Source organism: Streptomyces sp. NPDC046215, assembly GCF_040646215.1.
Lineage (GTDB): Bacteria > Actinomycetota > Actinomycetes > Streptomycetales > Streptomycetaceae > Streptomyces > Streptomyces stramineus.
In genome coordinates this window covers 1-25,415 of record NZ_JBEYZW010000097.1, presented here as the reverse complement: position 1 = coordinate 25,415, position 25,415 = coordinate 1, and the positions used below count along the sequence as shown (strand labels likewise).

The 25,415-nt window shown below is 73.6% G+C and carries 20 protein-coding genes; 12 read left to right on the top strand and 8 right to left on the bottom strand.

Going from position 1 to position 25,415, the window contains the following annotated elements; genetic code table 11:
* Positions 1 to 137 precede the first annotated feature (137 nt).
* Both ABZ951_RS29115 and ABZ951_RS29110 read right to left on the bottom strand, forming a co-directional pair.
* Positions 138 to 866, bottom strand: a complete 729-nt coding sequence (locus ABZ951_RS29115; protein ID WP_344096850.1) for a glutamine amidotransferase — start codon at positions 864 to 866, stop codon at positions 138 to 140.
* 20 nt (positions 867 to 886) lie between these two features.
* Positions 887 to 2,125, bottom strand: a complete 1,239-nt coding sequence (locus ABZ951_RS29110; RefSeq protein WP_344096848.1) for a MurT ligase domain-containing protein — start codon at positions 2,123 to 2,125, stop codon at positions 887 to 889.
* 165 nt (positions 2,126 to 2,290) lie between these two features.
* On the opposite strand from ABZ951_RS29110, the gene def reads away from it, so the two are divergent.
* Positions 2,291 to 2,884, top strand: coding sequence for a peptide deformylase (gene def, locus ABZ951_RS29105; protein WP_344096846.1), 594 nt, complete (start codon positions 2,291 to 2,293; stop codon positions 2,882 to 2,884).
* 66 nt (positions 2,885 to 2,950) lie between these two features.
* Here the strand turns inward: def and ABZ951_RS29100 are convergent, their stop codons facing one another.
* Positions 2,951 to 3,595, bottom strand: a complete 645-nt coding sequence (locus ABZ951_RS29100) for a TetR family transcriptional regulator (RefSeq protein ID WP_344096844.1) — start codon at positions 3,593 to 3,595, stop codon at positions 2,951 to 2,953.
* A 150-nt stretch (positions 3,596 to 3,745) separates the two neighbouring features.
* On the opposite strand from ABZ951_RS29100, the gene ABZ951_RS29095 reads away from it, so the two are divergent.
* On the top strand, positions 3,746 to 4,972 hold the full coding sequence (locus ABZ951_RS29095; RefSeq protein ID WP_344096842.1) for an acyl-CoA dehydrogenase family protein: 1,227 nt from the start codon (positions 3,746 to 3,748) through the stop codon (positions 4,970 to 4,972).
* A 465-nt stretch (positions 4,973 to 5,437) separates the two neighbouring features.
* Positions 5,438 to 6,199, top strand: coding sequence for an alpha/beta fold hydrolase (locus ABZ951_RS29090; protein WP_344096840.1), 762 nt, complete (start codon positions 5,438 to 5,440; stop codon positions 6,197 to 6,199).
* A gap of 70 nt (positions 6,200 to 6,269) precedes the next feature.
* Here the strand turns inward: ABZ951_RS29090 and ABZ951_RS29085 are convergent, their stop codons facing one another.
* Entirely contained in the window at positions 6,270 to 8,417 is a 2,148-nt protein-coding gene (locus ABZ951_RS29085) for a PIG-L family deacetylase (RefSeq protein WP_344096838.1), read from the bottom strand.
* A gap of 329 nt (positions 8,418 to 8,746) precedes the next feature.
* On the opposite strand from ABZ951_RS29085, the gene ABZ951_RS29080 reads away from it, so the two are divergent.
* The 5 genes from ABZ951_RS29080 (at position 8,747) to ABZ951_RS29060 (ending at position 14,845) form a co-directional block, all read left to right on the top strand.
* Positions 8,747 to 9,184 carry a cupin domain-containing protein gene (locus tag ABZ951_RS29080; protein ID WP_344096836.1) on the top strand — a complete coding sequence of 146 codons (438 nt, stop codon included), beginning with the start codon at positions 8,747 to 8,749 and terminating at the stop codon, positions 9,182 to 9,184.
* A gap of 224 nt (positions 9,185 to 9,408) precedes the next feature.
* Entirely contained in the window at positions 9,409 to 10,551 is a 1,143-nt protein-coding gene (locus ABZ951_RS29075; protein WP_361281067.1) for an alpha/beta hydrolase, read from the top strand.
* Between the two features lie 250 nt (positions 10,552 to 10,801).
* Positions 10,802 to 11,899, top strand: coding sequence for a mechanosensitive ion channel family protein (locus ABZ951_RS29070; RefSeq protein ID WP_344097716.1), 1,098 nt, complete (start codon positions 10,802 to 10,804; stop codon positions 11,897 to 11,899).
* 145 nt (positions 11,900 to 12,044) lie between these two features.
* Complete coding sequence (locus ABZ951_RS29065; RefSeq protein WP_344097718.1) at positions 12,045 to 13,160, top strand: dienelactone hydrolase family protein; 1,116 nt, start codon at positions 12,045 to 12,047, stop codon at positions 13,158 to 13,160.
* Positions 13,161 to 13,276: 116 nt separating this feature from the next.
* Positions 13,277 to 14,845, top strand: coding sequence for an alpha/beta hydrolase (locus tag ABZ951_RS29060; protein ID WP_361281063.1), 1,569 nt, complete (start codon positions 13,277 to 13,279; stop codon positions 14,843 to 14,845).
* A 58-nt stretch (positions 14,846 to 14,903) separates the two neighbouring features.
* On the opposite strand, the gene ABZ951_RS29055 is transcribed toward ABZ951_RS29060, so the two are convergent.
* Together ABZ951_RS29055 and ABZ951_RS29050 are read right to left on the bottom strand one after the other, a co-directional pair.
* Positions 14,904 to 15,953, bottom strand: coding sequence for a polyprenyl synthetase family protein (locus ABZ951_RS29055; protein WP_344097723.1), 1,050 nt, complete (start codon positions 15,951 to 15,953; stop codon positions 14,904 to 14,906).
* A 40-nt stretch (positions 15,954 to 15,993) separates the two neighbouring features.
* Positions 15,994 to 17,040, bottom strand: a complete 1,047-nt coding sequence (locus ABZ951_RS29050; RefSeq protein WP_344097725.1) for a tetratricopeptide repeat protein — start codon at positions 17,038 to 17,040, stop codon at positions 15,994 to 15,996.
* A gap of 421 nt (positions 17,041 to 17,461) precedes the next feature.
* On the opposite strand from ABZ951_RS29050, the gene ABZ951_RS29045 reads away from it, so the two are divergent.
* Positions 17,462 to 19,024: a phospholipase D-like domain-containing protein gene (locus ABZ951_RS29045; RefSeq protein WP_344097727.1), complete on the top strand. Its 1,563-nt coding sequence runs from the start codon at positions 17,462 to 17,464 to the stop codon at positions 19,022 to 19,024.
* An 88-nt stretch (positions 19,025 to 19,112) separates the two neighbouring features.
* Here the strand turns inward: ABZ951_RS29045 and ABZ951_RS29040 are convergent, their stop codons facing one another.
* The gene (locus ABZ951_RS29040) at positions 19,113 to 20,321 is read right to left on the bottom strand and encodes a serine hydrolase domain-containing protein (protein ID WP_344097729.1); all 1,209 of its coding nucleotides are present in this window, start codon (positions 20,319 to 20,321) and stop codon (positions 19,113 to 19,115) included.
* 444 nt (positions 20,322 to 20,765) lie between these two features.
* Here ABZ951_RS29040 and ABZ951_RS29035 point away from each other — a divergent pair, with 444 nt between their 5' ends.
* Together ABZ951_RS29035 and ABZ951_RS29030 are read left to right on the top strand one after the other, a co-directional pair.
* Positions 20,766 to 21,554: a phosphatase PAP2 family protein gene (locus ABZ951_RS29035; protein ID WP_361281058.1), complete on the top strand. Its 789-nt coding sequence runs from the start codon at positions 20,766 to 20,768 to the stop codon at positions 21,552 to 21,554.
* Between the two features lie 124 nt (positions 21,555 to 21,678).
* Positions 21,679 to 22,866 (top strand): acyl-CoA dehydrogenase family protein, encoded by a 1,188-nt coding sequence (locus ABZ951_RS29030; protein WP_344094184.1) that lies wholly within the window; start codon positions 21,679 to 21,681, stop codon positions 22,864 to 22,866.
* Positions 22,867 to 23,125: 259 nt separating this feature from the next.
* Here the strand turns inward: ABZ951_RS29030 and ABZ951_RS29025 are convergent, their stop codons facing one another.
* Positions 23,126 to 23,851, bottom strand: coding sequence for a helix-turn-helix domain-containing protein (locus tag ABZ951_RS29025; protein WP_344094183.1), 726 nt, complete (start codon positions 23,849 to 23,851; stop codon positions 23,126 to 23,128).
* 225 nt (positions 23,852 to 24,076) lie between these two features.
* Here ABZ951_RS29025 and ABZ951_RS29020 point away from each other — a divergent pair, with 225 nt between their 5' ends.
* Complete coding sequence (locus ABZ951_RS29020) at positions 24,077 to 25,111, top strand: radical SAM protein (RefSeq protein ID WP_344094182.1); 1,035 nt, start codon at positions 24,077 to 24,079, stop codon at positions 25,109 to 25,111.
* The last annotated feature ends 304 nt before the right edge of the window (positions 25,112 to 25,415 follow it).

Sequence of the window (25,415 nt, the reverse complement as noted above, 5' to 3'; positions counted from 1 at the left end):
TGTCCCTTCACGACGCTCTTCCGTTCTGTCCTCAAGCTCCCCCGGCTACCGCTGGGAGGTGCCCCCGGACGGGCTGAAATCAGCCCGTCCGGCGATTGAGGACACCGCCGCGCAGCGGTGGTGCACCCCACGAGACACTAAGACGGCTGCGTCGCGGCAGCGATCCGCTCGTTGCGCAGCGCCTCGTACCAGCGGTCGTCGACCGGCGGCAGGGCGTTGACGTCCAGCGCCAGCTTGATCAGCAGGTCCGCGATGTGCGGGTTGCGGGCCATGACCGGGCCGTGCATGTACGTACCGAAAACGGTGTCGTTGTACGCGCCCTCGGTGCCGTCGCCGGTGCCGTTGCCCTGGCCGAAGCGCACCCGGGCGAAGGGGCGGGCGGTCGGGCCGAGGTGGGTGACGCCCTGGTGGTTCTCGAAGCCCGTCAGCGGCGGCAGGCCCAGACGCTCGTCGATGTCGCCGAGGACGTCACCGACGCAGCGGTCGCCCTCGCCACGGGTGCTGATGACGTCGAGCAGCCCCAGGCCCTGCTCCCGCTGGCCCAGGTCGTTGACGAACTCGTGCCCCAGGATCTGGTAGCCGGCGCAGACGGAGAAGACGATCGCGCCGTTGGCGACGGCCCGGTTCAGGCCGCCGTCCCGGCGCAGCCGCTCGGCCGCCAGGCGCTGCGGGCGGTCCTCACCGCCACCGATCAGATAGATGTCCCCGGAGGTGGGGATGGGCTGGTCGGAGCGTACGTCCACCCGCTGGACGTCCAGGCGGCGCTGGCGCGCCCGGCGCTCCAGGACCAGGACGTTGCCCTGGTCCCCGTAGGTGCTGAGCAGGTCGGGGTAGACCCACACCACACGCAGACTGTTCTGGCTCATGCTCACAATCCTTTTGCGGGTCAGTTGCCGACGCGGCGGCGGACGTCCTGGAACGCGGTGTAGTTGGCGATCAGCTCGATCCGGCCGGGCGGCGCCGCCTGCACGGCCTCGTCCACGGTCTCGCAGACCCGGAAGTCCAGGCCCGCGACCTCCAGGCGCACCGCGAGGTCCATCTTGCGGTCACCGATGACGAAGATCGGGTGCCCGGCGAGCCGGGGGTAGTCCACGTCCCACAGCCACGAGGTGTCCGTGCCGTCCGCGCCCCGGGCGTTCACGCCCAGGATCACCGGGGCCGGCGGCCCGTCGATCAGCGAGAAGGTCTCCAGCCAGCCGGCCGGGTTCTTCGCCAGCAGCAGCCGCACCTCGCGGCCCAGGAACGACACCACGTCGAACCGGCCCGCGACCGCCTGCACCTGGTACATCCGCTCCAGCGCCACCTGCGGCGGCACCCCGAAGGTGGCCGCGACGGCCGCCGAGGTCGTGGCGTTCGCCTTGTTCGCCCGGCCGGGCAGCTGGAGGTGGATCGGCCACGCGCTGCCGTGCGGGTCGAGGACGTAGTCGCCCGACAGCGCCCAGCTCGGGGTGGGCCGGCGGAAACCGCACTCGCCGCAGAACCAGTCGTCGCCCGGGCGCTGCATCACACCGCCGCACGACGGGCACGACCAGGCGTCGTCCTTCCACTCCTGGCCGGCCGCCACCCACACCACGTTCGGCGAGGAGGAGGCGGCCCAGACGATCAGCGGGTCGTCGGCGTTGGCGATGATCACCGCCTTGGTGCCGGCCAGGCCCTCGCGCCACTTCTCGGCGAGCATGCGCGTCTCCGCGGCCCGGTCGAGCTGGTCGCGCGAGAGGTTCAGCAGCGCTATGGCCTTGGGCGAGACGTCCCGGGCGACTCCCGCCAGGTACTTCTCGTCCACCTCGATCACGCCGTAGCGCGCGTCCGAGCCGCCGGCCAGGGCGGAGGTGATGCCCGCGGGCATGTTCGCGCCCAGTGCGTTGGACACCACCGGCCCGCTGGCCCGCAGCGCCTCGGCGATCAGCCGGGTCGTGGTCGTCTTGCCGTTGGTGGCGGAGACCAGGACCACGTCCAGGTGGGTCGCCAGCCGGGCCAGCAGATCCGGGTCGAGCTTGAGCGCGACCTTGCCGCCGATCACTGATCCGCTGCCGCGGCCCGCGGCTCGCGACACCGCCGCAGCAGCCTTGCCCGCCGTCACGGCCAGCTTGGCCCGCGGCGACAGCGGCCCCGTGTTGCCTGCCATCGTCCTAGATCCTCCTTGCATCCGGCGCCGCGCCTGTCCCTGGTCCGCCGGTGGAACGCCCCCTCCGCGCCGAATCGCCAGCCGGGAGGCTTCGGTCGGGGATCAGCCTATCGAGATCCGGCCGTGGGCCCGAACCCGCTGTCGGCGGAACGTAGTCTTGACCCCATGCGAAACGGCTCGATCCCCGGTAGTGCAGGACGTGTGCGGCCCCTGCGGCTGCTCGGAGACCCCGGTCTCCGCACCCCCTGCGAGGAGGTCACGGAGTTTGACGGGAGCCTCGCGAAACTTGTCGAGGACATGTTCGCAACGATGTACGCGGCGCAGGGCGTGGGCCTCGCGGCCAATCAGATCGGTGTCCCTTTGCGGGTCTTTGTCTATGACTGCCCGGATGATGAGGACGTGCGGCATCTCGGCCATCTCGTCAACCCCCGCCTGGTGGCGGCGGACGGCGTCGAGATGCGCGGGCCCGAGGGCTGCCTGTCGGTCCCGGGCATCGAGGCGGGCACGCCGCGCTTCGACCGCGCCGTGGTGGAGGGCCGCACCGCCGACGGCGCGACGGTGCGCGTGAGCGGCACCGGATTCTTCGCCCGGTGCCTGCAGCACGAGTGCGACCACCTCGACGGGGGCCTGTACCTGGACCACCTGACGGGGCTGCGGAGGTTCCGGGCGCTGCGGGAGGCGCGCCGGGCGCCGTGGGCCGAGCGCGCGGGTGCGGCGGCGGACGGCACGGCGGCCGAGCCGGTGCCGGCCGGGGCCTGAGCCCCGCCCGCACGGGCGCTTTCAGAAGCCTGCTGTTCAGCGGCCTGTTGTCACCGGCCCGCCTTTTCAGAAGCCGGGGCCGCCCGGGAGGTCGCCCGCGGAGGCGAGCCGGCCCCACAGCAGGTCCGTGAGGTGCCGGACGAGGTGGGCGCGGGGGAAGGGCCGCTCGCGCAGCCACCAGTCGCCGGCCGCGTGCATCATGCCGACGATCCCGTGCCCCCAGGCGCGGGCCAGCTCGTCGCTGCCCGGACCGAGGTCGACGCGCTCCGCTATGACCTTGGCGAGCTCCTCGCCCATCCGGCGCAGCATGGGCGCGGAGTGCCGGCCCACGTCGAAGCCCTTCTCCGAGGACTGCTCCTCGTCCGCCGGATGCATCAGGAAGCGGTAGACCTGCGGCTGTGCCTCTATGGCCGCGAGATAGGTGTCCAGGGTGGACTCCACCCGGTCGCGGCGGGCGGCGGGGGCGTCCAGGGCGGTGCGCAGCCCGTCGAGCAGGGCGTCGGTGTGCCGGGCCGCGAGGGCCCGGTAGAGGCCGCCCTTGTCACCGAAGTGGCGGTAGAGGATGGGCTTGGTGATGCCGGCCTCGGCCGCGATGGCGTTCATCGACGCCCCCGGCCCGTCCCGCAGCACCACCCGGTCCGCGGCCTCCAGTAGCTCCTTGCGCCGCCGGGCCGCCGCCTGCTGCTGGTCGTCCCGCTGACTGGTGTCCATGTCTGACCCGTCCTCCCCGCCCCTGTGATTCTCCCGCCTGCGCAACGTAACACCCGATCCACCCAGCGGAACGGGGAGGCAGGGCAGTTGACAACTCTACCAGCCGGTAACATGCTTGCGTTACCTCAAGTAATAGTGGGTGGAGGGTTCATGGCGGAGTTCGTGATGGAGCTCAATGAGGACCAGCGGGGGGTGCGCGACTGGATCCACGGTTTCGCCGCCGAGGTGATGCGCCCGGCCGCCGCGGAGTGGGACGAGCGCGAGGAATTCCCCTGGCCGGTCGTCCAGGAGGCGGCCAAGATCGGCCTGTACTCGCTGGACTTCTACGCGCAGCAGTTCTTCGACCCCACGGGTCTGGGCGTGCCCATGACCATGGAGGAGCTCTTCTGGGGGGACGCGGGGATCGGCCTCGCCATCGTCGGGACGGGCCTCGCCGCGATCGGCGTCCTCACCAACGGCACCGAGGAGCAGATCGGCACCTGGGTCCCGCAGATGTACGGCGACGTCAACGACGTGAAGGTCGCCGCCTTCTGCTCCTCCGAGCCCGACGCCGGATCCGACGTCTCGGCGATGCGCACCCGCGCCGTCTACGACGAGGCCAAGGACGAGTGGGTGCTGAACGGCACCAAGACCTGGGCCACCAACGGCGGGATCGCCCACGTCCACGTCGTCGTGGCGGTGGTCGACCCGGCCCTCGGCGCCCGCGGCCACGCCTCCTTCATCGTCCCGCCGGGCACCCCGGGCCTGTCCCAGGGGCAGAAGTTCAAGAAGCACGGCATCCGCGCCTCCCACACCGCCGAGGTCGTCCTCGACGGCGTCCGGGTGCCCGGCAGCTGTCTGCTCGGCGGCAAGGAGAAGCTGGACGAGCGCCTGGCCCGGGCCCGGGAGCGGGCGAAGAGCGGCGGCGCCCGCGCGCACAACGCCGCCATGGCCACCTTCGAGGCGTCCCGCCCGGCCGTCGGCGCCCAGGCGGTGGGCATAGCCCGCGCCGCGTACGAGGTGGCGCTCGACTACGCCCGCACCCGCGTCCAGTTCGGCCGCCCGATCATCGACAACCAGGGCGTCGCCTTCCAGCTCGCCGACATGCGGACCCGGGTGGACGCCGCCCGCCTGCTGGTCTGGCGCGCGTCCTGGATGGCCGCGGCGGGCCGGCCCTTCACCTCGGCCGAGGGGTCGATGTCGAAGCTGTTCGCGGGGGAGACGGCGAAGACGGTGACGGCCCAGGCCATGCAGATCCTGGGCGGGAACGGCTACACCCGGGAGTACCCGGTGGAACGCATGCACCGCGACGCGGCCATTTACACGATCTTCGAAGGGACGAGCGAGATCCAGCGGCTCGTCATCGCCCGCACACTCTCGGGCGTGCCCATCCGCTGACGCGCCGGCCCGCTCTGTCAAGACCGCCGGGCACGGAATCGCCCAACGGTGCTCCTGTGCGCCCCCGTGGAGGGGTGCGGGAGCACCGTCGCGTCTGCCAGGGGGTTTACAGCCCCTGAGCCCCCCGGCATGCAGCTACCGGAACCTCTACGTCACCGACGGCGCGCTCACCCCCGGCTCACTGGGTGTCAACCCCTTCGTCATCATTACCGCGTTGGCCGATCGGAACATCGCGCGGATCCTCCGACAGGGCGTCATATCGCAGCGGGGGGCGGGGGTTCGTACCCCCGCCGGGTGACGGCTCTCACCAGGCCGTCCGCCGGAGGCAGTGGGTACGGTGTGGGTGATGAGGTGTGCGGCCCGCCGCCGGGACTTCGGGAGAGCACCGCGCACCTCGGCACTTTCCTATGCCGTTTCCTATCCCGTTTCATATCCCGCGCACTTCGTCGGAAGGAACACCGTCCCATGAGCGACAAGGCCGAGGACAACGCCCTGTGGATCCGCAGGTTCCACCCGCGGCCGGACAGTGACGTACGGCTGGTCTGCCTGCCGCACGCCGGTGGTTCCGCGAGCTTCTTCTTCCCGATGTCCCAGGCGATGCCGGCGTCCGTCGACGTCCTGTGCGTCCAGTACCCGGGCCGCCAGGACCGGCGCCTGGAGCCGCTCATCGACAACATCCCGGACCTCGCCGACCAGGTGTTCGCGGCCCTGCGGCCCTGGGCGGACCGGCCGATGGTGCTCTTCGGGCACAGCATGGGCGCGACGCTGGCGTTCGAGGTGGCCCGGCGCTTCGAGCGGGCGGGCATCGTCCTCGCCGGGATCTACGCCTCGGGCCGCCGGGCGCCGTCCGTCCCCCGCACCGAGACCGTGCACCGGCGCGACGACGACGGCGTCATCGCCGAGCTGCGGTACCTCAGCGGCACCGACTCGGAGATCCTCGGCGACGAGGAGATCCTGCGGATGGTGCTGCCGGCGATCCGTGCCGACTACACGGCCATCGAGACGTACGCGTACGAGCCGGGCGAGCTGCTGCACTGCCCGGTCGTCGCGCTGACCGGCGACGAGGACCCCAAGGTCAGCCTCGCGGAGGCCGAGGCGTGGGCGGACCACACCGAGGGGGAGTTCGGCCTGCACGTTTTCACCGGGGGCCACTTCTTCCTGGCCTCGCACCAGAAGGAGATCAACGGGCTGATCACTGAGCGGGTCCGGGCGCTGCAGAGCGTCTGAGCGTTTCGCCGGCTGGGCGCGCGGTTCCCCGCGCCCCTTTGGGGCGCGGGGAACCGCCGAGCCGCCCGGGTCAGGACCTGACGGCGGCCTGGGCCCGGCCGTCGTGGGAGAGCCACGCGGTGAACGCGGTGCCCGACCCCTCGTGGCGGGTGCTGCTGAGCTTGCCGTCGATACCCAGGGTGACGACGGCCGTACGGCCCTTCGCGTCCTGGACCATGCCGATCGCGCCGCGGAACGGTACGCCCTCGCCCTGCCACGGCCCCGGGCGCCCGGACCCCGCCGACAGGCGGACCCGGCCCTTGCCGTCGCGGGCGGCGAGTACGGTCGTGTTCCCGGCCTGGACGAGCGCCACCCGGCCGTAGCCGCTGATCGGTTCGCACTGCGCCGTCTCCCGCCAGCCGCCGCTGTCCGTCAGCCGGTCGGCGATGACGACGCGCGACGTGAGCGCCGCCCGCACGGCCAGGCGCATGCCCCCGCCGGGCAGGGGTGCCAGGGCGAGCGTGCCGGTGGTGGCGGGCAGCCGGGTCGGCTCGGCCAGGCTCAGCGGCCCGCCGGGCGTCCGGGCCGTCCAGTGGTGGACGGTCTTCTTGTCGGCGGCGACGAGGTGGAGCCGGCCGCGGGCGTCGAGCGCAGCGTCGAGTCCGTCCTCGACCCGCGCGTCCGGCGGCAGGCCGGGCCCCTGCAGGGGCAGCGCCTCCCAGCCCGACCACCCGGTGCCGCCGGCGCCGGCGCACACGCTGACCCCGCCGTCCCAGTTGCGGACGAAGACGTGGACGGTGCCGTCCTTGTCGACGACCGCGACCGGGTAGCCCATCTCCATGGACCGTGCCGGTTCGGTCTCGGGCGAGCCGACGGACCGCCACGGGCCGAACGCCGGGGTGCCGGGCCCGCGGCCCGTCTGCCGCGCGGTGACGATCTCGCGCCGGTGGGCCCGGCCCTTTTCCGGCAGCACCGTGCGGACGGCGAACAGCTGGAGCGTGCCGTCCGGGTGGCGCAGCGCCTGCACCTGCCCTTCGAGCATGCCGCCGCCCACCGATGCGGGGGCCGACCAGGTGCCGCTGCCGGCGGCGGTCTCCGTCCAGCACTGCACCGCGCCGTCGAGGACGGCGAAGGCCGCGAGCCGGCCGTCGGGCAGCGGCTGGACCCAGCGCGTGGTGCCGGGGGCGCGGTGGCGGCAGTTGCCCGACCAGTTGGCGTAGCTGGTCCGGGAGCGCTTGCCGACCTTACGGTCGCCGCAGCCCGCGTCGTCCCCGCAGTCCTTGGCGTCGGCCCAGCCGTAAGTGTCGAGGAAGGTGACCTTGTGGGCGGTGGTGGCCGCGTCGAGGTTGCGGGTGGCCTTGTCGACCTCGTAGCCGACGTAGCTCTCCACGGCGGTGGGCCGGGAGTGCTTCCGGCCCCAGTACTCGGCGAGGGCGGCCTGCGCGAAGAAGGCGGAAGTGGTGTGGTCCTGGTGGTCGTGGGTGAGCATGCCCTGCAGGACCGGCGGGGTGCCGGGCGGCATCTGGTGCTTGAGAATGTGGGTGGGGCTGGGGTCCAGGGTGCGGACGACGGTCGGCTGGTAGCGCTCGAACACGGCGACCAGGGTGTCGATGAGCTGCCGGCGCCCGTACTGGAACGTCCGCTGGACCGGGCTCGCCGCGGGCCGGACGGTGGTGAGCGTGGGGGTCGCCCCGAGCCACAGCCCGCGCAGGCTGTCCTTCATCGGCTTCTTCAGGGCCCGCGCCTCGCGCAGCTCCACGAAGATGAGCTGGACCTGGGGGGCGGCGCGCAGGGTGTGCAGCTCGACCTCGAAGCCGGACAGCAGGCGCAGCGGCTCCAGGTCCCAGGGGCTCGCGGGGTTCCCGGTGGCCATCTGGGCCGTCGCCCGGCGGAAGCCGTTGATCCGGGCGCGCACGAACTCGGGGCGTTTCTCCGGCATCCGCCCGTAGCCGGGGGTCTGCGACAGGGCGTTGCGCCCGTCGGACTCGCCGCCGGTGAGGCAGACGGTCACGGACGGAACGCCGCTGAGTATGGACTGCTCCAGCTCCGGGTTCATGAAGTAGAGCGAGTCGTCGGGGTGGGCGATGACGTAGACGAGGGACTCGGAGGTGGACGCCTTCGCGGGCCGCACCGTGGCGCCGTCGCTGTCGCCGTGCTTCTTGGCCTCGGGGCTCATCCACTGCCAGGCACCGACCGCGCCGGCCCCGACGACGATGCCTCCGCCGGCGACCTGGAGCATGCGTCGACGAGGTATGTGCCCTGGCACAGATGTCTCCTACTCTTCTGCGCCGAGCGCACGATAGTTAAAATTACAACAAAGGCCGTGAAGAGTGACCAAATGGGGCGAAGCGAACTAAACGCCCATTGATCATTAGTTCGATCTTACGACCCGCGACCTGCTGTTTCCCCGCTGTTTTGTAACAGCCGTACGTCGACCAGACATAAGTTCGCATGCGGTTGGGCAACATGGCTCGACCCGGGCATCAGGGGTCACACAGCGTCGCCCCGCAGTCGCGAAACCGGGCGGCGGGCGGGGTGAGGGCCGCCGATGACGGGGAGGAAGCGCCCATGGCAGAAATCTCTGAGCTGGTCGAGCTCCTCGGTTTGCAGCCGCACGTCGAGGGCGGCTGGTACCGCGAGACCTGGAAGACGCCCGCGCAAGCGGTCCCCGAGGGGTACGGCGGACCGCGGGCGTTCGCGACCGGGATCTACTTCCTGCTCCACCCGGGCGAGACGTCACGGTGGCACCGCGTCCGCTCGGACGAGCTCTGGCTCTGGCACCGGGGCGGCCCGCTGCGGATGCGGCTGGGCGGCGCGGGTGCCGCGCCGGACCCGGCGGCGGCCGTGGGGGCGGTGCTCGGCAGCGGCGTCGAACGGGGAGAGCGGCCGCAGTTCCTCGTCCCCGGCGGGGTCTGGCAGACGGCGGAACCGACGGGGGACGAGCCGGTGCTGGTCAGCTGCGTCGTCGCGCCCGGCTTCGACTTCACGGACTTCGAGCTGGAGTGAGCGGCCGCTTCCGCCGGTAACCGGCGCACTCGCGTGATCACGGGCGAACGGCGCGGTCAGCACCCCGAGGTGCGGACGGGCGGGGCTTCCGGCGGCAGCCCGCGCGGGTGAGCCACCCCCTACCCCGGTAGCACCCCCCGAACCACCCCGTGGGGTGACGCCGTGTCACCCACCTCCTTCCTACCTTTCCCTCCGTCACACCACAGGACGAGGGAGAGACACCCATGCGCCGCTTCAAGCGCACGCTGGTCGCCGCCGCGCTGGCGACATCGGTCATGGCCGGCACCGCGGGCTGGGCCGCCGGCAGCCGGCAGGCGGCGGTCACCGGGCCGCCCGCCGGGACCGCCGCCTGGCGCGCGGACCGCTCCCTCCACCGGCAACTGCCCGACCCCGCGACCGCCCCGCCCGCCGGCGTCGCCGCCTTCTTCGACTCGCTCACCCCCGCCCGGCAGCACGAGCTGGCCGCCCGGCACCCCCTCGTCGTCGGCAACCTCGACGGCGCGCCCCTGCCCCTGCGGTACGAGGCCAACGCCCGGGCGATCGCCGCCGAACGCGCCGCGGCCCGGGCCCGGGCCGCCGACCCGAGCCGCCCGGACCGCGACCGCCGCGCAGCCCGCGAGCAGGCCGACCGCTGCACCCGGCTCCTCGCCCCGGGCCGGCAGATCCTCGCCTTCGACCCGCGGGGCCGGGGCCAGCTCGCGGAGGTGTACGGCGACTGGGCCGCGGCCCGGCGCACGGCGGTCGTCGTCCCCGGCTCCGACATCGACCTCACCACCTTCGACCGCGCCAGGGACCGGTACGGCACCCCGGCCGGCATGGCCGGCGCCCTGCGGGCGGAGATGGCCCGGCAGGCCCCGGGCACGCCCGGCGCGGTGATCGCCTGGGCCGGCTACACCACCCCCGTCGGCCTCGGACCGGACGCCGCCACCGGCCGCCTCGCCCAGGCGGGCGCCGTCCGGCTGGAGCGCTTCCTCGCCGGCCTGCGGACCCCGCACGCCCCCGCGGTCTTCTGCCACAGCTACGGCTCCGTCGTCTGCGGCCTGGCCGCCCACACCCTCGACGCCGGCGAGGCCGCCGACCTCGTGATGCTCGGCAGCCCCGGCGTCCGGGCCGGCTCCGCCGCCGGCTTGCGCACCGGCGCCCGCGTCTGGGCGGTCCGCCGCAACGGCGAGGACTGGATAGGCGACGTCCCCCACGTGCGGCTCTTCGGCCTCGGCCACGGCGCCGACCCCACGGCGGCGGACTTCGGGGCCCGGCTCGTCTCCTCGGCGGGCGCCCACGGCCACACCGGCTACTTCACCCCGGGCAGCCAGTCCCTGCGCAACCTCGCCGGCGTCGCCCTCGGCTCCTACACCCCGGAGCGCTGAGCACACGCGGATCCCGGTACCGCCGCGGCGGTGGCACGCACCGGTGAGCGAGGCCCGAACGGACGTGGTGGAGGATGACTTCTCACGCCGGGACACCTCCGTGGCCCGGCGCGTTCGCGATCCGTCCGGACAGGCAGGTTTACAAGGTGACGCATCATTACCCCGGTCATGATTACCCCGGTCATGGCTCCGGGCTCCCGGCGGCGCACGGCGCCGTCGCACCGCTTACCGCGGCGGCGGGGGGACGCCGATGAGCCGGGCGCTGACACTCCACGACGTCATCGCCGCCGGCATCGCCCTGGCCGCCGGCCTCGCCGTCGCCCTCCTGCTGCGGGTGATCCTGCGCCGGCTCGGGGTACGGGCCGCCAGGACCCGGTGGGGCGGCGACGACATCATCGTCGACGTGCTGCGCACGCTCGCCCCCTGGTCCGCGGTGGCGGTGGGCGCGGCCTCGGCGGCCGCGGCCCTCCCGCTGAGCCGCCAGGTCGGACACACCGTCAGCCAGGTGCTGACCGCCTGCGTCATGCTGACCGCGACGTTCACCGCCGCCCGGGTCATCAGCGGCCTGGTGCGGTCCGTCGCGCAGTCCCGGTCCGGCGTCGGCGGATCGGCCACGATATTCGTCAACATCACCCGCATCGGGGTCCTGGCGATGGGCTTCCTCATCGTCCTGGAGACCCTCGGCATCTCCATCGCCCCGCTGCTCACCGCCCTCGGCGTGGGCGGTCTGGCCATCGCCCTGGCCCTGAAGGACACCCTGGCCAACCTCTTCGCGGGTGTGCACATCCTCGTCTCGAAGACCGTACAGCCGGGCGACTACATCCAGCTCAGCAGCGGTGAGGAGGGTTACGTCCGCGACATCAACTGGCGGATCACGGTGGTGGAGGAGCTCTCGAACAACCTGGTCATCATCCCGAACGCCAAGCTCGCGGGCACCAACATGACCAACTGCAGCCGCCCCGAGCCGATGCTGACCGTCACGGTGCAGGTGGGCGTCGGCTACGACAGCGACCTGGAGCACGTCGAGCGGGTCACCAACGAGGTCGTCGAGAGCGTGATGAAGGACGTCGACGGCGCCGTCCCCGACCACGAGCCGGCCGTCCGGTTCCATACGTTCGGGGACTCCCGGATCGGCTTCACCGTAGTTCTCGGGGTCGGCGAGTTCAGCGACCAGTACCGCATCAAGCACGAGTTCATCAAGCGGCTGCACACGCGGTACCGCGACGAGGGCATCCGGATACCCGCCCCGGCACGGACCGTCGCCCTCCAGCAGAAGGGCGAGGCCCTGATCCCGCACCCCCGCGCGCCCCGGGACACCGTCCCGGACCGCCCCGGCACCGCGGGCTGACCAGCGGGGGTGCCGGCGGGCGGGGGAGTGGCCGCGGGCCCCGAGGCCACCGTCCGGGCCGTTCCCGACCGGCGGAGACCGGTGAGCCGCCTCGTCCCCGGGCCCGGTCGCCGGGCCCCTCCCCCCCTCGCCTACGGTGTGGATCATGATGAGGAAAACCTCGCGGCGCTCCTTCGTGGCCGCCGCGCTCCTGCTGGCCACGGCCGCTCCCGGGCTCCCGGCCGTGGCGGCGGCCCCGCCCGCCGCCACCGCCGAGGTCCCGGCCCCCGCCACCCGCGCCCCCCTCGGGACGAAGACCCTGCACCTGGTCGACAGCTCGCGCCCCGACCCGTGGAAACCCGCGGCCGGTTCCCGCGAACTCATGGTCTCCCTCTGGTACCCGGCGCTGCCCTCGCGCGGCAAGTCCGCCCCCTACGCGTCGAAGGACCTGTCGAAGGAGGTCATCGGCAACGACAAGCTCGCCGGCGTCCGCACCCACGCCGTCACCGGTGCCCGCCCCGCCCCCGTGCCCCGGCCGCTGGTCGTCCTGTCCCCGGGCCTCGGGATGAGCCGCCTCACGCTCACCGCCCTCGGCGAGGACCTCGCCTCGCGCGGCTACGCCGTCGCCGCGGTCGACCACACCTACGAAGCGCCGGTCGAATTCCCCGGCGGCCGCGTCGAGAAGTGCGAGGTCTGCAAGCGGCCCGACACCGCGGCACTCGTCCGCAACCGGGCCGAGGACCTCAGCTTCGTCCTCGACCACCTGACGTCCCGCGGCAGCGAACTGCGCGTCGACCGCGACCGGATCGGCGTCGCCGGCCACTCCATCGGCGGCGCGAGCGCCGTCGAGGTCATGCGCGACGACCCGCGCGTCGACGCCGCCGTCAACCTCGACGGCAACTTCTTCACCGAGCCGCCCGCGGACGGCCTGAACCGGCCGGTCCTGCTGCTCGGCGCCCAACGGACCCCCGCGGGCGACGTCCGGGCCAACTGGGAGCAGACCTGGCAGCACCTGACGGGCTGGAAGCGCTGGCTCGACGTGCCCGACGGCGGGCACCTGACCTTCACCGACGTCCCCTGGATCGTGGACCGCTTCGGCAGGCCCGACCAGCTTCCCCCACAGCAAGTCGGAGGAGCGCTCGGCACCGTGCCCGGCGACCGCGCCACGGCCCTGACCCGGGCCTACGTGTCCGCCTTCTTCGACCACCACCTGCGCGGCCGCCACACCCCCTTGCTGGACCGGCCCTCCCCGGCCTACCCGGAGGTCACCTTCCTCAAGTAGTCCTCGGCAAGGGGGTGGAGCTGGTGCCACCCCGGAGACGGACACCAGAGGGATCGAACGCGACCCTCGCGCACCGCAGGATCTGAGGCGTCACAGAAAACGCCTCAGGAGGACCGATGTTCGCCTTCAGGAAGCCGCGGCGCGCCGCCGCCACCGCCGTGTCCGCCGCGGTGGCGGCGGCCGTCGCCGCAGCCCTGCTCCCGGCCGCCACCGCCGCCGCACGCCCGGCCGCCGGACCACCGGTGCCCGCGCGCTACGCCGCCCAGAAACTGGCCTGGCAGCCCTGCAAGGAGGGGACGCGGCTGGAGTGCGCGGAGATGACCGTCCCCCGCGACTGGCACCACCCCGGCACCGGCGAGGACCTCCGCATCGCGGTCTCCCGCGTGCGGGCGAGCGACCCCGCACGGCGCCGCGGGGTGCTGATGACGGCCGCCGGCGGCCCCGGGGGCCAGGGCCTGGAACGGCCCGCGCACCTGGCCTCGTACGCACCGTCGGTCGCCGCCGCCTACGACGTGGCCGGCTTCGACCAGCGCGGCGTCGGGCGCAGCACCCGGGTGCGCTGCCGGAGCGACGAAGAGTTCCGGGACTTCTTCGCGGGCGACTACCGCGACCGCTCGCCCGCCGCCCTGAAGAGCGTGGTGGAGAAGTCCCGCCGCTTCGCGGACAGCTGCCGCGAGCGCAGCGGCGACCTCCTCACCCGCATCACCACCGAGCAGACCGTCCGGGACATGGACCTCTACCGCGCGCTGCTCGGCGAACGGAAGATCTCCTACTACGGGGTGTCCTACGCCACGATGATCGGCGCCTACTACGCGAGCCTCTTCCCGCAGCGCGTCGAACGCGCCGTGCTGGACAGCAACATCGCCTTCGGCGGCACCTGGGAGGAATTCGAGACGGGCCAGCCGCTGAGCTTCCAGCGCCGCTTCGAGCAGGACTTCCTGCCCTGGCTCGCCCGGTACGACGACGTCTACCACTACGGGCGGACCGCCACCGAAGCGAAGGCGAAGTGGGAGAAGCTCCGCAGCTCCCTGCGCGACCGCCCGGTGCCGCTCCCCGGCGGCAGGGTCCTCGACCCCAACGCGCTCGACAACGCCGGGATAGGCGCTGTCTACAAAGGCGGGAACTTCCCCGTCCTCGCGGGGGCGCTCGCCGCGCTGGACCACTGGGACACCGCGACCCCCGGCGAGAAGAAGCTCGCCGACACCGTCTTCGGCACCTACCTCAGCGCCGAGTTCTTCGCCGAATTCCTCTCGGTGACCTGCGCCGACACCCCGTGGAACCGCGACATCGGCTACTGGGTGAAGCGCAGCGGCCGGGACACGGCCACCCACCCGCTCGCGGGAGCCCGGGAACTCGCCTTCAGCGCCGCCTGCGCGGCCTGGCCGGCGGCCGGGACCCCCCGGGTCGAGGTCACCGGGAAGGGCCTCCCGCCCGTCCTGATGCTCAACTCCGTACGCGACCCGGCCACGCACTACGAGGGCGCCGTGCGCGCCCACCGCGCGCTGCGCGGCTCCCGCCTGGTCACCGTCACCGGCGGCGACCACGGCCAGTACCAGTCGGGGAACGCCTGCGTGGACGGCACCATCGCCGCCTACCTCCTGGAGGGCACCCTCCCGGCGCGCGACACCACCTGCGAGGCGAACCCGCTGCCGGTACCCGCGCGGCCGGACGTGCGGAAGCCTTGAGTGGCGGGCCGGTTCCGGCGCCCCCTCCCGCGGCCACGGGCCCGCGCCCGGGGCGCCCTCACACCTGCCGGTCCAACAGGTACTCGGACAGTGCCACGAGCTCTGCCGCCGCCGGTTCCGCCAGCGGCACCCCGCTCAGCGCGGCGCGGGCGGCCGTCGCGTGGCGGCGGGCCTCCTCCAGGGTGAAGGTTCGGCCGCCCGCGTCCTCGACGACGGCGGCCGCCCGCCCGGCCTCGGCGGCACCCGGCGGGGCGTCCGAGCCGAGCAGCAGCTCCAGCCGGCGGGCCGCCGCGGGGTCCAGGACCATGGCCGCGAGGACGGGCAGGGTCTTCTTCCTCCGGCGCAGATCGCTGTGGACCGGCTTCCCCGTGGTCAGCGGATCGCCCCAGATGCCCAGGAGGTCGTCGACGGCCTGGAACGCCAGGCCCAGGTGGAGCCCGGCCTCCGACAGCGCGTCCACCAGGCGGGGCGGCGCGCCCGCGAGGACCGGGCCCAGCGCGGTCGCGGCGCCGAGCAGAGCCCCCGTCTTCCGGGCCGCCATCGCCTCGTACTCCCCGAGCGTGACGGCGTCGGGGCCCGTCCACGGGCGCGTCTCGAACAGCAGGTCGTCCGCCTGGCCGTGGACCAGGTCGCCCAGCGTCCCGGCGAGCTTTCGCACGGCCGCCCCCGTGTGCTCGCTGCCGCTCCCGGCCAGCACCTGCACGGCGAGCGCGAACAGCGCGTCGCCCGTCAGGACCGCCGGGCCGGTCCCGAACGCCTTCCACACGGAGTCGCGGTGCCGGCGCCGCTCGTCGCCGTCCATGATGTCGTCGTGCACCAGCGAGAAGGTGTGCAGCAGCTCGACGGCGACGGCGGCGGGCACGGCGGTCGCGCCCGGCGCGCCCACCGCCTCGGCGGCCAGGACCGCGAGGGCCTGCCGCACCCCCTTGCCGCCGGGGGAGGTGCTCGGCGTGCCGTCGGCCTCGCACCAGCCGAGGGAGAAGGCGGCCATCCGGCGCGGTAAGGGGTGGAGCCGCCCTATCGCGGCCCGCAGGGCCGGCTCGGTCAGCTCGCGGCTGCGGGCGAGGGCGTGCGGAGGTGCCTGGAGGCCGGTGGTCTGCGGAGTCATGGCGTTCTCTCTTCCGTGAAGGGCGGGGCCGGGGGCCGCGTCAGCCGACCGGCTGCGCGGGGACGGTCCCGATGCCCAGTTCGGCCCGGGCCGCCTCGACCATGTCCCGCGCGTGGCGCAGACCGATCCCGCCGAGGGTACGGTGCAGCGACTCCAGGTCGGCCGCGGTGTCCGCGAGATCACGTCCCAGCCGGGCCCGGGTCTTCACCAGCCCCAGCCGGGCGAGGGCCTCACCGCGCGGCTCGCCCATGGCCCGGAACTCCTCCAAAGCGCCCCGGTAGCACTCCTCGGCCTCGGGGTACCGGCCCGCGCGGAAGAGCACGTTGCCCCGCATCTTGTGGTTGTACGCCAACGCGCTGACCAGCCCCATCTCCCGGCAGGTCACCTCCGCCTCGGACAGCAGGCCGAGCGCCCGCCCGGTCTCGCCCCGCACGGAGAGCACGTCGGCGATGCCCCGCAGCGCCCACGCCCGGCCCCGGGCGTCGTCGGCCCCCGCCGCTATCTCCGCCGCCTCCTCGAACATGGCCAGCGCCGTGTCGTACGAGCCGGTGTTGCGGTGCATCTGCGCGATGCCCTCCAGCGCCCACACGGTGTGCCGCGCCTCGCCGCGCCGCCTGGCCTCCGCCAGCAGCTTCTCGTGCAGCTCGCCGACGGCCTGGTAGTCGCCCTGGATCCGGCCGGTCTCGGCGAGCCCGGCGAGCGCGTACCCGCGGGCCACGACGTCCCCGCCGCGCTCGGCCAGTTCCGCCGCCGTGGCCAGCCACCGCCGGGCCAGGGCGAGCGCGCCCCGCTGCCGGGCCAGGGTGCCGCCGCTCCACACCGCCCAGGCCATCGCCCCCTGGTCACCGGCGCGCCGCGCGGCCCGGTAGCTCGCCTTCCACGCCCGCTCGGCCTCCGTCACCCGGCCCAGCCGCCGGCTGGCCTCGGCGACGGCGAGACCGGCGTGCGCCGCCTCCAGGTCGGAGCCCTCCCGCTCCGCCTGCCGCCGCTGCTCGACGGCCTTGGCCAGCACCTCTTCGAGCGAGGCGTTCACCGAGAGGCCGTCCAGGGATCCCCGGTACTCGGGTGCGGATGCCTTGCCGTACATGTGGCCTCACTTCTGGATCGGTCGGGGGCGGCGGCTCCGCCACCGTGATCAGCAAGCTATGGCGCGGTCCGGGCCCCCTACATCCATCCGGGAGTCGGCGTCCTGTACCTCTCAGGGCGGCCACCGGGGGCGGAGATCATCCGCGAGATGTACGGGTGCCCCCGAGGTAGCCCCGGGCCCGGGAGGGCCGGGGCGCTCGCGGGCGGGGCGCTGCGCCCGTACTGGTAGCTTCAGTGAGTTGATCTTGCGCACCGCCGCCGGCCGGCGGGCGCGGATCGCGACGTGTCGTCCCGTCACCCCCGTCGCGACGACGCCACCCCCGTACCGACATCTCGACAAGGATGCGAAATTGGCCCGTCACCGGCTCCGCCGTTTACCCCGTCTCGCAGGATGCGCGGCGGCCTCGGCCGTCGCTCTCGCCGTGCTCCCCGCCGGCCCGGCCCTCGCGGACTCCCCCCGCACCACGGCCCCCGCCACCCCGCACCTCGACGCCGTCGAGCAGACGCTCCGCCAGGTCTCGCCCGGTCTCGAAGGCGAGGTGTGGGAGCGCACCAGCGGTAACAAGCTCGACGCCTCGGGCGCCGACCCCACCGACTGGCTGCTGCAGACCCCCGGTTGCTGGGGCGACGACACGTGCGCCGACCGCGCCGGAACGCGGCGGCTCCTCGCCAAGACGACCGAGAACATCGCGAAGGCGACGCGCACGGTCGACATATCCACCCTGGCGCCGTTCCCCGACGGCGCCTTCCAGGACGCGATCGTCGCGGGGCTCAAGTCCTCCGCGGCGGCCGGGAACAAGCTGAAGGTCCGGGTCCTCGTCGGCGCCGCGCCGGTCTACCACATGACCGCGCTGCCCTCGAAGTACCGCGACGACCTGATGGGCAAGCTCGGCGACGCCGCCGGCAGCGTCACCCTGAACGTCGCGTCGATGACCACGTCGAAGACCGCGCTGTCCTGGAACCACTCCAAGCTGCTCGTCGTCGACGGTCAGTCGGCGATCACCGGCGGCATCAACAGCTGGAAGGGCGACTACCTCGACACCGCGCACCCGGTGTCGGACGTCGACATGGCCCTGACCGGGCCCGCCGCCGGCTCCGCCGGCCGCTACCTGGACACCCTCTGGGCCTGGACCTGCCAGAACAAGAGCAACATCGCCAGTGTCTGGTTCGCGACGTCGCCCGGCGCCGGCTGCATGCCCGCGATGGAGAAGGAAGCCAACCCCGAGGCCGCCCCGGCCACCGGGAACGTCCCCGTCATCGCGGTCGGCGGCCTCGGCGTCGGCATCAAGGACAAGGACGCCGCCTCGGCGTTCCGCCCGGCCCTGCCCAGTGCGCCGGACACCAAGTGCGTCGTGGGCCTGCACGACAACACCAACGCCGACCGCGACTACGACACGGTCAACCCCGAGGAGAGCGCCCTGCGGGCGCTCATCGGCAGCGCGAGCAGCCACATCGAGATCTCGCAGCAGGACCTCAACGCCACCTGCCCGCCGCTGCCCCGGTACGACATCCGGCTCTACGACGCCCTCGCCGCGAAGCTGGCCGCCGGCGTGAAGGTCCGCATCGTCGTCAGCGACCCCGCCAACCGCGGCGCGGTCGGCAGCGGCGGCTACTCGCAGATCAAGTCCCTGAACGAGATCAGCGACGTGCTCCGCAACCGCCTGGCCCTGCTCCCCGGCGGCCGGGACGGTGCGAAGTCGGCGATGTGCGGCAATCTGCAGCTCGCGACGTTCCGCAGCTCCCCGAGCGCCAAGTGGGCCGACGGGCATCCCTACGCGCAGCACCACAAGCTGGTCTCCGTGGACGGCTCCGCGTTCTACATCGGCTCCAAGAACCTCTACCCCGCGTGGTTGCAGGACTTCGGATACCTGGTGGAGAGCCCCGAGGCGGCCGGGCAGGTCGAGCAGAAGCTGCTCGCACCGCAGTGGCAGTACTCACAGGCCACCGCCACGTACGACTACGCGCGCGGCATCTGCCAGGGCTGAGTCCGCACGGAAGATAAGGGCACCCCCGCGGACGTCCGCGGGGGTGCCCTCGTTCATACCCTCGTCATCCCCTGGCCGGTGCGCCGCTTCAGCGCAGCGCGGCCAGCCCGGCCAGGCCCTTCGACCCGCCCGCCGCGGGCCGGGCGGCGGCCCCGCAGTACTCGGCCTCCACCACGCTCGCGAGATCGCCGGTCCAGTCGGCGTTCAGGTTGAACGCCGCGGTGTGCCGGCCGTCGGGCGTGGAGGCGGCCATCGACGACGAGCCGTGGATGCCCCCGCCGTGGAACCAGACCCGCACCCCGCACGAGAGCTGCGCCGTACTCACGCCGAGCCCGTACCCGGCGCCGCCTTCCTCCCCGGTCGGGACGGCGGTGAGCAGCTCCCGCTGCTGGGGCTCCGCCAGGAGACGGCCGCCCAGCAGGGCCCCGTAGAACCGGTTGAGGTCACCCGCCGTGGAGATCATCTCGCCCGCCGCGCCGCCCCACGAGGGGTTGAGCACGGTGGTGTCGTGGATCGGCGCGTCGGAGGCTTCCTCCAGCTTGCTGTAGGCGCGCCCGTGCGGGGCGGGCATCGTCGGCGTGGTGCCCGGCAGGGTGGTGGCGCGCATGCCGAGGGGCTTCAGGATCCGCCGCTCGATCTCGCTCGCGTAAGAGCGGCCGGAAACCTTCTCGGCGATCATGCCGGCCAGGACGTAGTTGGTGTTGGAGTAGCGCCAGCCCTCGCCCGGCCGGAAGTCGGGCCGGTGCTCCATGGCGATCCCCACCAGCTGCCCGGGGGTGTACGTCCGGTAGCGGTTTTCGAAGAAGCCCTTGGTGAGGCGTTCGCGCATCGCCGGGTCGTCGGTGTAGTTGTAGATCCCGCTGGTGTGGTTCAGCAGGCGGCGCACCGTCACCTTCGAGCCGTCGTTGCCGTTGCCGCGGACGACGCCCGGCAGCCAGTGCTCGACGTTGTCATCGAGGCTCAGCTTGCCCTCGGCCTCCTGCTGGAGCAGCACGACGGAGACGAACGCCTTGGTGATGCTGCCGACGCGGAAGCGGTCCTCCGCCAGCCGCGGACGGCCCGTCCTGGTGTCCGCGACCCCGGCGGACCCCCGCCACACCCCGTCCTCGTCCCGCACCTGGCCGAGAACCCCCGGCACCCCGGCCTCCACCTGGGCCCGCATGGCCGCCCGGGTGGCGGTGTGCCCGTCCGCGCCTCCGCCCGCGGCGGCCGCCGCGGGCGCCGTGAGGGCCGTCGCCGTCAGCGCGGCGGTGGCCAGTGCCCCCATCAGCGCTCTGTGTACCGTGCGTATCTTCACGGGTGCTTCCCCTCCTGCTCGCCTTGTGTGGACAGCGAGCAGGACACCGTCCATACGCCTGGGGTTGAGCGCACGTGGTGGGACAGACGACTTCAGGCCAGCGGAATACCGAACTCCGGTGTGAGCGGCGTCACTCCGGGGGTGCGGGTGTGGTTCCGGGCCGGCCCGCGGCGGCCACGATCGGCTGAATCGGGTGATCTTCACCGAGGCCGGTGGTGACGATCCGGTATAACTCCCTCACCCGGCGTGCCCGCCGGCCGGCGGGGGTGACGGCGCGGGCCCTTCGGCGCCGGAGCGGGGACAGGTGGCCTGACGGCGCGAGCGGGCGGCGCGTGTAGCTTTGCCGTACAGCCGCGCTGACGACACCCGCGCGGCATGTCGTCGTCACCCCCGCGTGTTCCGCCGTGCCGGTACCGCCCTAGCGATTCAAAGGACGCCCCGCCCATGCCGTACGTGCGCCACTGGTTGCGCAACTCCCTCCTGCTGTTCGCGGTCGTGATCGCGCTGGGGCTGGTCGCCGCGCACACCCGGCTGATCCAGCCGCACGACCTCGACCTGGACCTCACGATCCAGGACAACACCCGCACGGGCTGGCTCAACCACACGATGGAGGGCGTCAGCGCTCTCGCCTCACCGGTCGCGGGCCTGCTGATCCTCGCGGTCTGGAGCGGCTGGCTGCTGTTCGTGCGGCGCCGGCCGGTCAAGGCCGCCGCCACGTTCCTCGTGGTCGCGGTCGGCTGGAACAGCACCCAGATCGCGAAGGCGATCGTCGCCCGGCCCCGGCCCCCGCGGGAGTACATGCTCGACCCGGAGATCGGATCCAACAGCTTCCCCAGCGGTCACACCGCCTTCACCGTCTCGGTCGTCATCGCCGCGTACTTCCTGCTCCGGGAGACCCGGCACCGCAGGACCGTCCTGATCTGCGGCACCTTCGCGGTCCTGCTCGTGGCCTTCTCGCGGATGTACGTCGGCGCCCACTACCCGACGGACACCCTCGGCTCGGTCCTGATCGCCATCTCCGCGATCACCTTCATGACGGGCCTGTGGCACACCTGGGTGCTGCCCCAGCTGCACCGCGTGCCCCTGATGGAGCGCTACGGCCTGGCGCAGGAGCGGGCGGACATGGCGGCGGCCCAGGGCGGCCACCACCCGGGCGCCGTGCCCGGCGGCCGCCGCCGGGCGGGCGGCGCGCCCGTGGGCGGCGGGCGGCACCGCAAGCACGCGGGCCGCTGAGGCGGCCGGCCGGCGGAATCGGGAAGGGCGGTACGGGACACCCCCGTACCGCCCTTCCGCATTTCTGGAACCGGTTCTACTGTGTGCGCCGTCACCGCACGGACGGCGAACACCGGGAGGGCCCGTGGACCTCGCATACACCCCGGAGCAGCGGCGCTTCCGCGCCGAGCTGCGGGAGTACTTCGCGGAGCTCGTGCCCGACGGCACGCAGTCCCGCCACGCCGACCCCGCCGAGCAGAAGCGCTTCTACCGCGCGACGATCCGCCGGCTCGGCGCCGACGGCCGTCTCGGGGTGGGCTGGCCCGAGGAGTACGGCGGCCGCGGCATGACGCCCATGGAGCAGTTCATCTTCTTCGACGAGGCCGCGCAGGCGGGCGTCCCGTTGCCGCTCATGGCCCTCAACACCGTCGGCCCCACGCTCATGCAGTTCGGCACCGAGGAGCAGAAGGCGTACTTCCTGCCGCGCATCCTCTCCGGTGAGCTGGACTTCGCCATCGGCTACAGCGAGCCCGGCGCCGGCACCGACCTGGCCGCGCTCACCACGCGCGCGGTCCGCGACGGCGACGACTATGTCGTCAACGGGCAGAAGATCTGGACGACCAACGGGGACACCGCGGACTGGATCTGGCTGGCCGTGCGCACCGCGCCCGCCGAGAAGGGCGTCCCACCCCACCGGGGCATCAGCATCCTCCTCGTCCCCACCAGCGCCCCCGGCTACTCCTGCACCCTCATCAACACCCTCGCTTCCCACACCACCACGGCCGGCTACTACGACGACGTCCGGGTCCCGGTCCGCAACCGGGTGGGCGAGGAGAACAAGGGCTGGCGGCTGATCACCACCCAGCTCAACCACGAGCGGGTGACCCTCGCCGCGCACGGCGCCACGGCCGTCAGCGCCCTGCGGGGCGTCCGGCGCTGGGCGGCGGAGACGAAGCTCGCCGACGGGCGGCGCGTCGCCGACCTCGGCTGGGTGCGCGGCCGGCTGGCCCGCACCCACCTGCGGCTGGAGGCGATGAAGCTGCTCAACTGGCAGATGGTGGACGCCCTGCAGCGGTCCACGCTCACCCCCCAGGACGCCTCGGCCGTCAAGGTCTACGGCTCCGAGGCGCGCCGGGACGCCTACGCCTGGCTGATGGAGGTCCTGGCCGCGGCCGGCCCCCTGAAGGAGGGCTCGGCGGGCGCCGTCCTCCACGGCGAACTGGAACGCGGCTACCGCAGCGCGGTCATCTTCACGTTCGGCGGCGGCAACAACGAGATCCAGCGGGAGATCATCTCCTGGCTCGGCCTGGGAATGCCCCGCGTACGGCGGTAGCGCCCGGCCCCGTGGGTCCGTGACGCCTGGCACCAAGGGCGCCTCCCGGCGGTAGCCGGTGGAGCTCGCCGCGTGGCCGGGTGCGCCCGAGTTCGCCCGATATGAGGGCGGCCCTGCGTCGTGCGAGCGCACGCGCGATGCCCCTCGGGCGTACGGCGCGGCTTCGCGGGGCCCGACCCGGGCTGTGACGCCGCGAGCCGCCCCGGCCGGCGCCGAGGCCGTCGCGGGCGTCCGGCGGCCGCGGTCGCCCCGGTGCGGCTCACGTCCCCCGCAGGCCCGCGTTCACCGCGCGCCCCGCCCGGGTGACGAGGTCGGCCAGCCGCCGCATGTCGCAGGACGGGTCGACCAGGGCGCACAGCGCGCCGACCGTCTCGCCGCGCCCGGTGGCCACCGGCACGGCGACGCAGCACACCCCCGCGAGGATGCCCTCCCGGTCCAGGGCCACCCCGCTCTCCCTGATCGCCGCCGCCTCCCGCCGCCAGGACGGCGGCAGCGGGCCGAACGGCATCAGCGGCGCCGACGTGGCCACCAGCGCCTTTCCGGCGGCCGTGTGCCAGGGCCAGGACACCCCGGGCCGCACCGGGGCCAGGTGGTCCACCATGCCGGAGGCCCCCAGCAGGGCCAGGGTGCGGCCCTCCCGCAGCGCGCAGACCCCGACCGTGGCGCCGGTGGCGGCCGCGAGCCGCCGCACCGGCCCCCTGGCGGCCGCCCGCAGCGCCGGGTGCGGCTGCCACGCCGACCCCAGCCGGAACAGCCGCGGGCCCGGCCGGTAGCGGGCACCGTGCCGTTCGACGGCGCCCAGCTCCGCCAGCTGTTCCAGCAGCCGGTACGCGGTCGTCTTGGGCAGCCCGCTGCGCGCCGCCAGCGCCGTCAGCCCGGCTTCGCGCGCTTCCTCCAGGGCGTCCAGCAGGGCGAAAGCCCCCTCCAGCACGCCTCGCCCGTGAGTGGACCGGTCGCCGGTCTCCCCGGCCGCCAGTTCGGGCATCGGGTCCCCCTTCCGCCTCCGGCTCAGTAAAGGTCACCGGGATAAATGACGAGTAGATGCCTGATAGCTACTTGATAAATGTCAACTAAGAGGGCGAAACCGCCCATTCGGTGAGGGATCTCGAAGCCGGCGGTCCGCTCAGCGGACCAACGATCGCCCGCACGGCCGCCCAGCCGCTACGGTCGGCCTCACTGAGCCAACGTCCCTCGTGGGAGGCGGTTTCCGGTGAACGCGACGAGCACCCCCGCAGGTGTCATCTGGGACATCACCTACGCCTGTCCGCTCCGGTGCTCCCACTGCTACTCGGAGTCCGGCCGCCGCCCGTCCCCGCAACCGACGACCCGGCAACTCCTGCGCATGGCCGACGCGTTCCTCTCCCTGCGGCCGCGACAGATCGTCATCACCGGCGGGGAACCCCTGCTCGTGCCCGGCCTCTTCGACGTCGCCGCGCGCTTCTCGGACGCCGGCGTCCCCGTCACCCTGTACACCAGCGGATGGCGCGTCGACCGGCCGCTGGCCCGGGAACTGCTGCGGGCGTTCCCCACCGTCGCGGTGAGCCTGGACGGCGCCACCGCCGAGGTCCACGACCGCATCAGGGGCAGGGCGCTCTCCTACGCCCGGGCGACGAACACGCTGCGCCTGCTGGACGAGGCGTCCCGCGGGATGAGGGAACAGGGCGCCGCCCCGGGCGCGTTCGGAGTGGACGTCGCGGTCATGCGGAGCAACCTCCACCAGATCGAGACCTTCTGCACCACCGTCGCGCCGCGCTTCCCGGAGCTCGGTCACCTGGTCTACACCCTGACCCTGCCCGCCGGGCTCGCCGGCCGCGAGGGGTTTGCCGACCACGAACTCCTCGACGACGAGCAGGCCCGGTGGCTGACCGGCCCGCACTGGCTCGAACACTTGCAATCCCTCGCCCCGGCGGGGCTGCGCGTCGCGGTCGAGGACCACCAGCGGCAGATGACGCACCCCGACGACGTCGCCCAGGGGCGGATCGTGCCCCTCATGCGGGTCGCCCCGGACGGCGGGGTCCACGCGATGCCGGTCTACGAGGGCACGGTGGGCAGCGTCCTGGACGAGCCGCCGCTGGTGCTCTGGGAGCGGGCGGTCGCCCGGTGGAGCGACCCCTTCGTCGTCAGGACGCTCGCGCCGGTGAAGACCATGCGGGACTGGGCGGAGGCCGTCCGGCTCATCGACTACCACTTCGGATCCCCGGCGGACCGCGCCCGGATCGACCGCCGGCCCGCCTTTCCCGTGTGACCGGAGCACGCGGAGGCGGGGTTGATGACCATGGAGCCCGGACGGGCGTCGAGAGCCGACGGCCGTCCGGCCGGGAGCACCGGCCCGTCGCGGGGGGCAACGGGGGGACGGGCCGGTGCGTCCCGCGCCTGTGGCGCGCACGCGAAAGCCCCGGCCGGGCGGATGCCGGCCGGGGCGAAAGCGCGGGTACGGCTTCGCGCGGAGGGGCCCCCCCCCCGCCGGGGGCCCCCCCGCCCCGCCGCGGCCGCCCCGGGGGGCGGAGGGCGGGGGGTAAGGGGGCGGCCGGCGCCTGGAGGGCGCGGGC